The sequence below is a fragment of the Streptomyces sp. ID05-26A genome, assembly GCF_033794685.1.
Taxonomy (GTDB): Bacteria; Actinomycetota; Actinomycetes; order Mycobacteriales; family Pseudonocardiaceae; genus Lentzea.
In genome coordinates, this window is sequence record NZ_JARAYZ010000001.1 from 2168041 (window position 1) to 2180553 (window position 12513).

At 66.6% G+C, this 12513-nt stretch carries 13 protein-coding genes and 2 tRNA genes; 11 read left to right on the forward strand and 4 right to left on the reverse strand.

Annotated features, from left to right (window positions below; translation table 11 throughout):
- From recF to PV646_RS10765, 8 genes are all read left to right on the forward strand, one after another.
- Positions 1–1107, forward strand: a complete 1107-nt coding sequence (gene recF / locus PV646_RS10730) for a DNA replication/repair protein RecF (protein ID WP_500341270.1) — start codon at positions 1–3, stop codon at positions 1105–1107.
- A 118-nt stretch (positions 1108–1225) separates the two neighbouring features.
- Positions 1226–1759 carry a DciA family protein gene (locus PV646_RS10735; RefSeq protein ID WP_500341271.1) on the forward strand — a complete coding sequence of 178 codons (534 nt, stop codon included), beginning with the start codon at positions 1226–1228 and terminating at the stop codon, positions 1757–1759.
- Between the two features lie 249 nt (positions 1760–2008).
- Positions 2009–3979, forward strand: coding sequence for a DNA topoisomerase (ATP-hydrolyzing) subunit B (gene gyrB, locus PV646_RS10740; RefSeq protein WP_500341272.1), 1971 nt, complete (start codon positions 2009–2011; stop codon positions 3977–3979).
- Between the two features lie 55 nt (positions 3980–4034).
- Positions 4035–6587 carry a DNA gyrase subunit A gene (gene gyrA / locus PV646_RS10745; RefSeq protein ID WP_500341273.1) on the forward strand — a complete coding sequence of 851 codons (2553 nt, stop codon included), beginning with the start codon at positions 4035–4037 and terminating at the stop codon, positions 6585–6587.
- A 34-nt stretch (positions 6588–6621) separates the two neighbouring features.
- On the forward strand, positions 6622–7668 hold the full coding sequence (locus tag PV646_RS10750; RefSeq protein WP_500341274.1) for a DUF3566 domain-containing protein: 1047 nt from the start codon (positions 6622–6624) through the stop codon (positions 7666–7668).
- Positions 7669–7740: 72 nt separating this feature from the next.
- Positions 7741–7814: transfer RNA gene (locus tag PV646_RS10755), tRNA-Ile, on the forward strand.
- Between the two features lie 200 nt (positions 7815–8014).
- Positions 8015–8137, forward strand: a complete 123-nt coding sequence (locus PV646_RS10760) for a DLW-39 family protein (RefSeq protein WP_211257843.1) — start codon at positions 8015–8017, stop codon at positions 8135–8137.
- Between the two features lie 38 nt (positions 8138–8175).
- Positions 8176–8248, forward strand: a tRNA-Ala gene (locus PV646_RS10765).
- A gap of 115 nt (positions 8249–8363) precedes the next feature.
- On the opposite strand, the gene PV646_RS10770 is transcribed toward PV646_RS10765, so the two are convergent.
- A complete protein-coding gene (locus tag PV646_RS10770; RefSeq protein WP_500341275.1) occupies positions 8364–8759 on the reverse strand; it encodes a DoxX family protein in 396 nt (131 codons plus the stop codon).
- A gap of 109 nt (positions 8760–8868) precedes the next feature.
- Between PV646_RS10770 and PV646_RS10775 the strand changes: the two genes are divergently transcribed.
- The gene (locus tag PV646_RS10775) at positions 8869–9402 is read left to right on the forward strand and encodes a DUF2020 domain-containing protein (RefSeq protein WP_500341276.1); all 534 of its coding nucleotides are present in this window, start codon (positions 8869–8871) and stop codon (positions 9400–9402) included.
- A 1-nt stretch (position 9403) separates the two neighbouring features.
- Here the strand turns inward: PV646_RS10775 and PV646_RS10780 are convergent, their stop codons facing one another.
- A complete protein-coding gene (locus PV646_RS10780) occupies positions 9404–9973 on the reverse strand; it encodes a hypothetical protein (RefSeq protein ID WP_500341277.1) in 570 nt (189 codons plus the stop codon).
- Positions 9974–10067: 94 nt separating this feature from the next.
- On the opposite strand from PV646_RS10780, the gene PV646_RS10785 reads away from it, so the two are divergent.
- Complete coding sequence (locus PV646_RS10785) at positions 10068–10616, forward strand: peptidylprolyl isomerase (RefSeq protein WP_452250353.1); 549 nt, start codon at positions 10068–10070, stop codon at positions 10614–10616.
- Entirely contained in the window at positions 10613–11530 is a 918-nt protein-coding gene (locus PV646_RS10790) for a rhomboid family intramembrane serine protease (protein ID WP_500341278.1), read from the forward strand. The genes PV646_RS10785 and PV646_RS10790 overlap by 4 nt, the downstream gene beginning before the upstream one ends.
- Positions 11531–11537: 7 nt before the next feature.
- Here the strand turns inward: PV646_RS10790 and PV646_RS10795 are convergent, their stop codons facing one another.
- Positions 11538–11933, reverse strand: a complete 396-nt coding sequence (locus PV646_RS10795) for a PH domain-containing protein (RefSeq protein WP_500341279.1) — start codon at positions 11931–11933, stop codon at positions 11538–11540.
- A gap of 234 nt (positions 11934–12167) precedes the next feature.
- On the reverse strand, positions 12168–12434 hold the full coding sequence (gene crgA / locus PV646_RS10800) for a cell division protein CrgA (protein ID WP_030465604.1): 267 nt from the start codon (positions 12432–12434) through the stop codon (positions 12168–12170).
- Positions 12435–12513: the final 79 nt, after the last annotated feature.

Here is a 12513-nt window from a genome sequence, read left to right on the forward strand (position 1 = left end):
GTGCACGTCAGACACCTCCAGGTCAGCGACTTCCGCTCGTGGGAGCTCGCCGACCTGGAGCTCGAGCCCGGCGCGTCGGTGCTCGTCGGACGCAACGGCCAGGGCAAGACGAACCTGGTCGAGGCGATCGGGTACGTGGCGACGCTGGGTTCGCACCGCGTTTCCAACGACGCGCCGTTGATCCGGCACGGTGCTCAGCGCGCCGTGGTGCGGACGGCCGTGGTCAACGACGACCGCGAGCTGCTCGTGGAACTCGAGATCACGGCCGGCAAGTCGAACCGGGCCCGCATCAACCGGGGCCCGGTGCCACGACCTCGCGATGTGCTCGGAATTCTGCGCACCGTGCTGTTCGCACCGGAGGACCTCTCTCTGGTGAGGGGCGATCCGAGCGACCGCCGGCGGTTCCTCGACGAGATGCTCGTGTTGCGCGCACCGCGCTATGCCGGTGTTCGCAGTGACTACGACCGTGTCCTGAAGCAGCGCAGCGCGTTGCTGAAGACGGTGAAGCACTCGCGGTCGGCCGACCTCTCGACGCTCGACGTCTGGGACGGGCACCTCGCGAAGCACGGCGCGGAGCTGCTGGCCGCGCGGTTGAAGCTGGTCCGCGACATGGCGGACCACGTGACCTCGGCGTACGCGGAGGTCGCTCCGGAGTCACGTCCGGCGCTCATCTCGTACCGGTCGAGCGTCGGCGACCTCCCGGAGGACCGGGAGAGCATCGAGGACCTGCTGCTGGCCGAGCTCGACCGGGTACGGCGGCAGGAGATCGAACGCGGCGTGTGCCTCGTCGGTCCCCACCGGGACGACCTGGACCTGACGCTCGGCGAACTGCCGGCGAAGGGCTACGCCAGTCACGGAGAGTCATGGTCGTTCGCGCTCGCCCTGAGGCTCGGCGGGTACGAACTGATGCGTGTCGACGGCATCGAACCGGTGTTGGTGCTGGACGATGTGTTCGCGGAGCTCGACCGGGGCCGGCGGCGACAGCTGGCCAAGGTGGCGGCCGCCGCCGAGCAGGTGCTGATCACCGCGGCGGTGGCCGAGGACGTTCCGGACGAGCTGACCGGTGCCCGGTTCGAGGTCCACGGCGGGGAGGTGCGACGTGTCTGACCCAGAGGCTGACTCTGGGGGTTCGAAGCCCCCATATGTAGCTCGATCGGGTGTGTCCGCCCACACATCTGGGGACAAGTCTGTGGATGGTGTGGATAACTCCGTCACAAATCCGGACTTGTCCACAGGTTCATTCACACCTGAGGGTGAGTCGCTGAAGGGTTCAGACCTCGCACGGGCTGCTCTGGAGGCGGCGAAAGCGGCTGCCAAGGCCCGCGGACGGGTTCCCGGGAGCAAGGCGAAGGGCCGTCCGGTCCAACGCCGCCGGCGTCGCTGGTCGGGTCCGGGCCCTGATGACCGCGACCCCCAGCCGCTCGGGCGGATCGCGTCCAGGATCGCGGCGGACCGCGGCTGGGTCGAGCAACTCCAGGGTGGCCAGGTCTTCGGTCGTTGGGCAAAATTGGTGGGAGAGGACGTCGCCGAGCACGCGAAACCAATCGCTCTCAGTGACGGGGAACTGACGGTCCAGGCGTCGTCGACGGCGTGGGCCACTCAGCTGCGCCTCCTGCAGCGCGAGCTGATCAAACGGATCGCCGCGGGCGTGGGCAACGGCGTCGTCAAGAAGCTCAAGATCAAGGGACCGGACGCTCCCAGTTGGCGACACGGCCCCAGGCACGCGCCTGGGCGCGGTCCGCGTGACACCTACGGGTGAGGTCCTGTCAAGGGCTCAGCGGCCGTTCTACGGCTCAATGAGCGTTCACCTGCGGATTTGAACCCCCTTTTCAGCCGTCCCGACCCGTCTCGCGCTTCTTGAGGCGCTCTGTGACCGAATCAAAGGTGTCCTTGACCCCGTTCTGTCGGGGTGCACCGGTAGAATCACAGGAGAGCGTCACCCCCCATCCCAGTTAGTCGGGGAACATCGTGCGGGTCCTGCCCGCATCAGCGAGGAGACTCCAGGCCCGTGTCAGAAAAGAAGAACGAGTACGACGCGTCCTCGATCACCGTCCTCGAGGGTCTCGAGGCAGTGCGCAAGAGGCCGGGCATGTACATCGGCTCGACCGGCGAGCGCGGTCTGCACCACCTGGTCCAGGAGGTCGTGGACAACTCGGTCGACGAGGCGATGGCCGGCTACGCGACGACGGTCGACGTCACCCTGCTCGCCAACGGTGGCATCCGGGTCATCGACGACGGCCGTGGCATCCCGACCGGCATCCACCCGGTGGAGGGTGTGCCGACCGTCGAGGTCGTCATGACGAAGCTGCACGCGGGCGGCAAGTTCGACAGCGACTCCTACGCGGTGTCCGGCGGTCTGCACGGCGTCGGCATCTCGGTGGTGAACGCGCTGTCCACCGCCGTCGACCTGGAGATCAAGAACGCGGGTCACGTCTGGACCCAGCGCTACGAGGGCTCCAAGCCCGCGCACGAGCTGCGCAAGGGCGAGCCGACGACGGAGACGGGCACCACCGTCACGTTCTGGGCCGACCCGGACATCTTCGAGACCACCGAGTACAACGTCGAGACGATCGCACGCCGCCTGCAGGAGATGGCGTTCCTCAACAAGGGGATCACGATCATCCTGCGCGACGAGCGGGTCTCGCCGGAGGACGAGGAGGCCGACGCCGAGGGCCACAAGGCCGCGGTGAAGGAGCGCGTCTTCCACTACCCCGGTGGTCTGGAGGACTTCGTCCGCCACATCAACCACACGCGCGAGGCCGTGCACCAGAAGGTGATCGGCTTCGAGGTGCAGGGCGACGACCTCCAGGTCGAGATCGCGATGCAGTGGAACACGGGCTACACGGCCTCGGTCTACACCTTCGCGAACACGATCAACACGCACGAGGGCGGCACGCACGAGGAAGGCTTCCGCGCCGCGCTGACCCGAGTGGTCAACGAGTACGCGCGCGAGAAGAAGCTCCTCAAGGAGAAGGACACGAACCTCACCGGTGACGACATCCGCGAGGGTCTCGCGGCGATCATCTCGGTGAAGCTCAAGGAGCCCCAGTTCGAGGGCCAGACGAAGACCAAGCTGGGCAACAGCGAGGCGAAGTCGTTCGTGCAGAAGTCGACGAACGAGCACCTGGCCGACTGGTTCGAGCGCCACCCCAACGAGGCCAAGACGATCGTCATCAAGTCGGTCTCGTCGGCGCAGGCCCGCATGGCCGCCCGCAAGGCCCGCGAGCTGGTGCGCCGCAAGGGCGCGCTCGACATCGGCGGCCTGCCCGGCAAGCTGAAGGACTGCCGCTCGACCGAGCCGGAGCGGTGCGAGCTCTACATCGTCGAGGGTGACTCGGCAGGCGGCTCGGCCAAGGAGGGGCGGGACTCCATGTACCAGGCCATCCTCCCGATCCGCGGCAAGATCATCAACGTCGAGAAGGCGCGCATCGACCGCGTCCTCAAGAACACCGAGGTCCAGTCGCTGATCACGGCCCTGGGCACCGGCATCCACGACGAGTTCGACCTCTCGAAGCTGCGCTACCACAAGATCGTGCTGATGGCCGACGCCGACGTCGACGGCCAGCACATCCGCACGCTGCTGCTCACGCTGCTGTTCCGCTTCATGCAGCCGCTCATCGAGCACAACCACGTGTACCTCGCGCAGCCGCCGCTCTACAAGATCAAGTGGCAGCGCACCGAGCCGGAGTACGCCTACTCCGACCGTGAGCGCGACGCCGTGATCAAGGACGGTCTCGCCGGAGGCAAGCGCCTCGGCAAGGAAGACAACATCCAGCGGTACAAGGGTCTCGGCGAGATGAACGCCGAGGAGCTGTGGGAGACCACGATGGACCCGGCGAACCGGATCCTGCGCCAGGTCACCATGGACGACGCGGCCACCGCCGACGAGCTGTTCAGCGTGCTCATGGGCGAGGACGTCGAAGCACGCCGTTCGTTCATCACCCGCAACGCCAAGAGCATCAAGTTCCTGGACATCTGAGTCCGGTCTTGGCTTCTAGGCACCCTGGCGTTTCTGGCGAGAAGGAAAGAGAACAGTGAGCGAGACGACTCTGCCCCCGCAGCACGACCGCATCGAGCCGGTCGAGATCCAGCAGGAGATGCAGAACTCGTACATCAACTACGCGATGTCCGTGATCGTGGGACGTGCGTTGCCGGACGTGCGGGACGGGCTCAAGCCCGTGCACGTCCGCGTTCTGTACTCGATGTTCGACTCCGGCTTCCGCCCCGACCGCGGCTTCAACAAGTGCGCGCGCGTCGTCGGCGACGTGATGGGCAACTACCACCCGCACGGTGACTCGGCGATCTACGACGCGTTGGTGCGTCTCGCCCAGCCGTGGGCGCTGCGCTACCCGCTGATCCAGGGCCAGGGCAACTTCGGCTCGGTGGGCAACGACCCGGCCGCCGCCATGCGGTACACGGAGTGCCGGCTCTCCCCGTTGGCCATGCAGATGCTGGCCGACATCGAGGAAGACACCGTCGACTTCCGCGACAACTACGACGGCCGCATCCAGGAGCCGACGGTCCTGCCGTCGCGCATCCCGAACCTGCTGATCAACGGCAGCTCGGGCATCGCGGTCGGCATGGCGACCAACATCCCGCCGCACAACCTCCGCGAGGTCGCGGACGGCGTGGTGTGGGCACTGGACAACTTCGAGGCCTCCGACGAGGAGACCCTCGAAGCGATGATCGCCCGGATCAAGGGCCCGGACTTCCCGACGTACGGCCAGATCCTCGGCACCTCCGGCATCGAGGACGCGTACCGCACCGGCCGCGGCTCGGTCCGCATGCGCGCGGTCGTCGAGATGGACGAGGACGCCAAGGGCCGCACGATCCTGGTCGTCACCGAGCTGCCGTACCAGGTGAACCCGGACAACCTGGTCGAGAACATCGCCTCGCTGGTCCGCGACGCCAAGCTCACCGGCATCGCGAACATCGCCGACGAGTCGAACCGCCGCATCGGCATGCGCATCGTCGTCACGCTCAAGCGCGACGCGGTGGCGAAGGTCGTGCTGAACAACCTCTACAAGCACACCCAGCTGCAGTACTCGTTCGGTGTGAACATGTTGTCGCTGGTCGACGGTGTGCCGCGCACGCTGCGCCTCGACCAGATGATCCGCCACTACGTGAAGCACCAGATCGAGGTCATCGTCCGGCGCACGCGGTTCCGCCTGCGCAAGGCCGAAGAGCGCGCGCACATCCTGCGCGGTCTGGTGAAGGCGCTCGACCAGCTCGACGCCGTCATCGCGTTGATCCGCCGGTCCGAGACGCCGGACATCGCGCGCACGGGCCTGATGGAGCTCCTCGACGTCGACGAGGTCCAGGCCAACGCGATCCTCGAGATGCAGCTCCGTCGCCTCGCGGCCCTGGAGCGCCAGAAGATCGTCGACCAGTTGTCCGAGATCGAGGTCGAGATCGCGGACCTCAAGGACATCCTCGAAAAGCCGGAGCGGCAGCGCAAGATCGTGCGCGACGAGCTCACGGCGATCGTGGAGAAGTTCGGCGACGACCGCCGCACGAAGATCATCCCGTTCGACGGCGACGTGTCCATGGAGGACCTGATCGCGGTCGAGGACGTGGTCGTCACGATCACGCGCACCGGCTACGCGAAGCGCACCAAGACCGACCTCTACCGCGCGCAGAAGCGCGGTGGCAAGGGCGTGCAGGGCGCGCAGCTCAAGCAGGACGACATCGTGGCGCACTTCTTCGTGTGCTCGACGCACGACTGGATCCTGTTCTTCACGAACAAGGGCCGTGTGTACCGCACGAAGGCGTACGAGCTGCCCGAGGCGAACCGCAACGCGCGTGGCCAGCACGTCGCGAACCTCCTCGCGTTCCAGCCGGATGAGGAGATCGCGCAGGTCATCCAGATCAAGAACTACGAGGTGTCGCCGTACCTCGTGCTCGCCACCCGGAAGGGGCTGGTGAAGAAGTCGAAGCTCACCGACTTCGATTCCAACCGATCGGGTGGACTTATCGGCATCAACCTCCGCGAGGACGACGAGCTCGTCGGAGCGGTGCTGTGCTCGGCCGACGACGACCTGCTCATGGTCTCCGCCGACGGTCAGTCGATCCGCTTCCACGCGACCGACGACGTGCTGCGCCCCATGGGTCGTGCCACGTCAGGTGTGCAGGGCATGCGGTTCAACGCCGATGACGAGCTGCTTTCCGTCGGTGTCGTCCAAGAAGGCCTGTTCGTTTTGGTTGCGACGGACGGTGGGTACTCGAAGCGGACGCCCATCGAGGACTACCCGGTCCAGGGGCGTGGCGGCAAGGGTGTGCTGACCATTCAGCACGACCGCCGACGTGGCAGGCTGGTGGGCGCGCTCATCGTCGACGTCGACGACGAGCTCTACGCCATCACCTCGAGCGGCGGGGTCATCAGGACCCGGGCCGAGCAGGTGCGCAAGGCTGGACGGCAGACGAAGGGCGTGCGGCTGATGAACCTCGGCGAGAGCACCACTTTGATCGCCGTCGCACGCAACGCGGATGAGGCTGTCGACGTCACTATCAGTGAGACGTCTGTCGCGGAGGACTCTGCCGTCGACGCCGTTGACGAGGCAGTCACCCCCACCGACTCGGCCGAGTAGCCGGAATCGCTAGCGAGAGGTCAAGGACAAGCTCGTGACTCCACCCGAGAACCGCGATGGTCGGGACGCGGACAAGACCGCGGTGATCACCAAACCGACTCCGCAGAACTCCGCGCCCAAGCCCGCCGAGAAGAAGACGGACTCGGCAGCGGCCTCCGGTTCCTCGGGTGGAACCGCGCAGGACAAGACCAAGCCCGTGTCGGCGGAGAAGGCGGCCGAGGCCGCCGCACCCGCCGCGTCCGAGAAGGAGAAGCCGGCCGCACCTGCGGCTCCGGCCACTCCTGCTCCCGCTGCGACCGCGACGCCGACCCCGGCTCCCGCGCCGGCGGCCACCCCGGCCGCGCCGGTGGAGGAGAAGACGGTGTCGCTCAGCGCCCCCGCCCCGGCACCCGCTCCGACTCCGGCGCCCGCGCCGGTCGCGGACGAACCGGTCGTCGTGTCGGCACCGCCGCCCTGGCAGCGCGTGACGAACGACACGGAGGCCGCTCAGAGCGACACGACCGAGACGTACACGGCTCCGGCCGCGCCGCCCGTGCCGTCCGCCGCTGAACCGGCCCCGGCCTTCCCGCAGGTCGACCCGGACACCGTCAAGGTGCAGAAGCCCGTGGTCACGGGCTCGGCGGTGCCGGTCGGCCTCGGCAGCAGCCGCACGTCGGTGAACATGGGCAGCAGCGGGGCCCGCCCCGCCGCGTCCACCCCGTCGGCCCGCCGTCCCGGCCGCGGCCCTCGTCGCGCCTCACTTCAGGTGAAGCGCGTCGACCCGTGGTCGGTCCTCAAGCTCGCCCTGGTGCTGGGCGTCGCACTGTTCTTCGTGTGGCTCGTGGCAGTCGGTGTGCTCTACGGCGTCCTGCACGGAATGGGCGTCTGGGACAAGATCAACAGCACCGCGAACGACCTGCTCCAGGCCAACGAGCCGGGCGAACCGTTGATCAGTGCCGGCCGCGTGTTCGGCGTCTCGGCGATCATCGGCGCCGTCAACATCGTGCTGTTCACGGCCCTCGCGACCGTCGGCGCGTTCGTCTACAACGTGTCCGCGGATCTGGCCGGTGGCTTGGAGTTGACGCTCTCCGAGCGTGAGTGACCCCCGATTTGGGAGCGGCGAGGACGATCCTGTAAGGTTCTCCTCGTCGCCCCAAGGGGTGACGATGATCGAGGGCCTATAGCTCAGGCGGTTAGAGCGCTTCACTGATAATGAAGAGGTCGGAGGTTCAAGTCCTCCTAGGCCCACTCGATTCGGGGATATCCATGTCGGCAGAATGCGCCGACCATATCCCGAATCATCGTTCTTTATCTGGGGGCCAAGCCCCCAGACCCCCGGCCGGGGGCAAGCCCCCGGAACCCCCATCACAGTTGATCGCTCAGCACCAGACTGGTTGCTGTAACGTGGTGGGGTCGCTTACTTTTTTGGTCCTTGGGAGGGATTCGAAGTGGCTAAGAAGATCATCGCACTCGTCGTGGTCGCCGGTGCGGTCCTGTTCTTCGTGAAGCGCAGCCGTTCGGCCAAGGCCGACGCGGACCTGTGGCGCGAGGCCACCGCTCCCACCGACTGATCTTCGCTCTGACGGGTGGTCCGCCGCCCATCAGGCTCGGGGACGTAGCTCAATTGGCAGAGCACCGCCTTTGCAAGGCGGGGGTTAGGGGTTCGATTCCCCTCGTCTCCACGTATTGACGGCTCGTGCTCGCAGAGAGCGCGAGCCTTTTCGTTCTTGGCGCTGACGCGTCGAAGCCCCGTTCACGGCGATGGGAACGGGGCTTCAGTGCGTTCTGGGCATGACGTCACGCTGCGGCTAGCGACGACTTCTTCGGTGCGCTGCGAAGCTTGTCGATGCTCCACGCGCCGGCGCCGGTGAAGACCAGCAGCAAGAAAGCCCAGGAGTAGATGGCTGCCAGTTCGCCGCCGTTCTCGATCGGGAGCAGAGCGCGCGGCTGATGCACCACGAAGTAGGCGTAGGCCATGGCGCCGGAGCTGATGAGCGCCGCCCAGCGCGTCCACAGGCCGATGATGATGAGGCCGCCGCCGATCAGTTCGATCAGCGTCACCGGGCCGCCGGGCCAGGAGAACAGGTCGAATCCCTTCGACAGCTTCTGCACCCCGTGGAACACGAAGAACAGGCCGATGATGATGCGGAAGAGCGCGAGGGCGTGCTCTCGTCGTTGCTCCAGGAACTCCATGATCGGGTCCTTCCGAGGGGGCGGTGGCAGGGGGCAGGCACAAAAGGTATGGACCAATTTAGAGTGTCCCGCTCAAGGCGCTTTTGGTATCTGGTTGACTGTTGCCCCTATGAAACGAGCACTGTTGCTGCCCTTGCTCGGCGTACTCGCCGCGTGCGGCACTCCTGAGGCCCAGAACGCGCCGGTGCCGACAACCCAGACCAGGCAGGTCACCACCACGACCAGCGCGGCTCCGACAGTGCCGCCCGCGCCCCAGCCCGCGAACGACGGCACGTGCCCGTATCTGACGACCGGTTTCGTCGCGGAAGCCAACGGTCAGCGTGTACCCAAAGTGAAACTGTCAACGGATCAGCCTCACCCAGCGTGTTTTTTCTACGCCAACGCAACTGAGGTCCAGTTGACCGTGCGTGTGTACGTGGGTGCCGAGAGCGTTGCGAAGCTCATCGTGAACGAGGCGGCGCCGGAGGGTTCACAGCCCGCGAACTCGCCCACCGGCTGGACCGGAGGGTACGTGAGCAACGACAGCGGCGTCGTCTACGCCGTGGCGAAGAACGACGCCGCTGTGGTCGTCACGAGCAATCAAAAGCAGTCGATCAAGGCCCGGCGCATCGCCGAAGAGGCGATCAAGGGCCTGAAGCTCTGACCTACTTGATCGGCTCCTTCTGGGACGGCACCTGGCCGTTGAGGACGGGCTCCGCGTGCGGGGCCTGCTCCTCGTCGTCCTGCAGGTGCACCTCCTGCGGCCTGCGCGTCATAGCGACGTAGCCAGCCGCCGCGGCCGCGATCAGCAGACCCAGCACCCACGGCCAGCGGCGGCGCTTCGGTGCGTCGGCACCGAGCTGGGCCGCGGCCTTGCGGATCTCCTTGGCGCGCACCTTCGCGTCCTTGCGGGCGCCCTTGGCCGCCTTCTTCACTTCCTTGCGCACGACCTCGGCCTTGCCCATGAGGTCGGCGCGCGTCTTCGCGCTCTTCTTGGCGAGCCGCTTGCGTTGGCGGCGCGTCTGCTTCTCCCAGTCCTCGGCCTTGCCCATGAGCGTGTCTGCCCGCTCTACGAGTGCGCCGCGAACCTGGTCTGCCGTGATGCCGCGGTCAGCCAGCTTGGCCTCCGCGACGTGACCAGCGCGAACGACTCCCTGGCGGGCGGCCTTCAGACCGGTGCCGACAGCCTTGCCAACGTTCTCGCCGGCCCGGGTCATGACGTCCACCTCGTCCATCCTCTGCTCCACACGTTGTCGTCCGGTGATGTCAACAGGTGTACCCATCGTGCCCCTTTCTGAACATCGGCGCCTGTGATGGCACGATGGGGTGGTGGCTGACAGCAACGAATCCTTCGTCGGGACCAAGGTGACGGCGACCCTGCACACCACGCAGGGCGACATCCGGATCAACCTGTTCCCCGACCACGCCCCCAAGACGGTGGCGAACTTCGTCGGGCTCGCCGAGGGCACCAAGGACTACACCGAGGCGAACGCGAGCGGTACCAAGTCGGGTCCGTTCTACGACGGCACCCTGTTCCACCGCGTCATCGCGGGCTTCATGCTCCAGACCGGCGACCCGACCGGCACCGGTCGCGGTGGCCCCGGCTACCGCTTCGCCGACGAGTTCAACTCCGAACTCCAGTTCAACAAGCCGTACATCCTCGCGATGGCGAACGCCGGGCCCAACACCAACGGCTCCCAGTTCTTCGTCACCGTGGCGCCGACGACGTGGCTGAACTTCAAGCACACGATCTTCGGTGAGGTCGCGGACCAGGAGTCGCGCGACGTCGTCGACGCGATCGGCAACACCACGACCGGCGCGGGCGACCGTCCGGTCAACGACATCAAGATCGAGCGGATCACGATCGAACGCGCGTGAGCAACGCCCCCGTGCCACCGGACGGGCCGATCGGAGCGCAGCCGGACCTCCCGGTCTGCGTGCGTCATTCCGATCGGCCCACCCGGCTGCGCTGCTCCAGGTGCGACCGTCCGGCGTGCCCGGACTGTCTGCGCGACGCCTCGGTCGGCATGCAGTGCGTCGACTGCGTGAACGAGGGCGCCCGTTCGATCCGCCAGGCCCGCACGTCCGCGGGTGCGGTGGTCTCGACCGGCCGGCCGATCATCACGCAGGTGATGATCGCGCTCAACGTGATCGCGTACGTGGTCACGGTCGTCCAGTCCGGCAGCCCGATGAACAACCAGCGGGCAGGCCTCTTCACGGCGACGTCGATGATCCCGGAGCTCACCGCCAACGGTGAGTGGTGGCGCATCCTGACGTCGGGCTTCATGCACTTCGGCCTGATCCACCTCGCGCTCAACATGGCGGCGCTCTTCGTGGTGGGTCCGGTGGTCGAGCAGGAGCTGGGCAGGCTGCGGTACAGCGCCGTGTACTTCCTGTCGCTGCTCGGCGGCAGTGCTGCGGCGTTCTACTTCGGCACCGTCTGCCAGCAGCTCGCCGGAGCGTCCGGCGCGGTGTTCGGCCTGATGGGCGCGCTGCTGATCGTGTTCAAGCGGCAGAAGCGGGACATCTCGACGATCCTCGTGGTCGTCGGCATCAACCTGGTGTCGAACCTCTTCACCAACGCCTCGCTGCTCGGGCACCTCGGCGGGTTCGTGATCGGTGGCCTGCTGACGCTCGCGATGGTCAGGGCACCGCAGAAGAACCGCAACGCCTACCAGATCGGCGCTGTGGCGGCGGCCGCGTTGCTGCTCGGAGTCATGTTCGTGTTGCGTGCCTCCGAACTCGACACAGCGGCAGAACTCGTCCTCGAGTACGCCAGGACGTGTCGCTAAAACGTATTCACGGGCGTAGCGCGTGCAGCACTCCGGCGACTTCTTCGGGGTCGGCGCCGAGGTCCAATCTCGTGAGCACCACGAGACGGTCGTCGGCGTCGAGTTCCAACGTCTGCTGTTCCCTGCCGAGTCGGCGGGTGGTCTGCAGCTTCACCTTCACCTCGTGCCACGGCAGCAACGTCGTACCCGCGAACCCGCGCACGGCCAGGCCGTCGGCGTCCGCGGTGAGCCTCGGCCGCGCGATCGTGGCGAACGCCGCGAAGCAGGTGACCAGCACCGTTGCCAGTCCGATGAGGAGACGGCCCGCGTTGTCGTCGGCGAGGAACGCCGCGGTGGCGAGAGCGAGGGCGGCCACCCACGCGACGGCGACCAGCGGGACGGGCGTCGACCAGGTTCGAGTCACACTGTCGAGTGTCCCGCATGAATTGTGGACAACCGAACGGGTCCGCATGAGGGAAAACCGTCGCTTGTGCATTTTGGTGCAAAGTTGTCCACAGGACTTGTCCCCAATGGGGATGACTTACAGCTGTGTGCTTCGGTGACGCTCGGATGAACCAGGTGAACCTGGAGCGAACAAAGGTCGGCCCGGACGTGTGACGTCCGGGCCGACCTCTACGAACGGTGACTTGCCGCGCGCCTAGCGCCAGCGCATCGTCATCAGCAGGCCGATGATCATCAGCGCGAAGCCGATCGCGAAGTTCCACGCGCCCAGCTCTAGCATGAACGGGATCTTCTCGGCGGCGATGTAGTTGACGACCAGCCACGCGAGGCCCAGCAGCATGAAGCCGAGCATGACAACGACGTAGACCGGGTGAGACGGCCCCGCTGCCTTGACCTTGACCGGCGTGCGGCGGTCAGTGGGTGCGGTGTAGACCGCCTTCTTCCGGACCTTCGACTTGGGCATGCTGTCCTCGCCTGACGTGGAATCCGTGAGTGACGCAAGTTTACGTGCACTACTCGGTAGACACGTTAACGTAGCGACG

What these genes read in the sequence shown, in the direction of transcription:
- PV646_RS10770 (WP_500341275.1), bottom strand. Translation starts at nt 8,759, where the DNA reads ATGGAGTTCCTGGAGCAACGACGAGAGCACGCCCTCGCGCTCTTCCGC.
- PV646_RS10775 (WP_500341276.1), top strand. Translation starts at nt 8,869, where the DNA reads ATGAAACGAGCACTGTTGCTGCCCTTGCTCGGCGTACTCGCCGCGTGC.
- PV646_RS10780 (WP_500341277.1), bottom strand. Translation starts at nt 9,973, where the DNA reads ATGGACGAGGTGGACGTCATGACCCGGGCCGGCGAGAACGTTGGCAAG.
- crgA (WP_030465604.1), bottom strand. Translation starts at nt 12,434, where the DNA reads ATGCCCAAGTCGAAGGTCCGGAAGAAGGCGGTCTACACCGCACCCACT.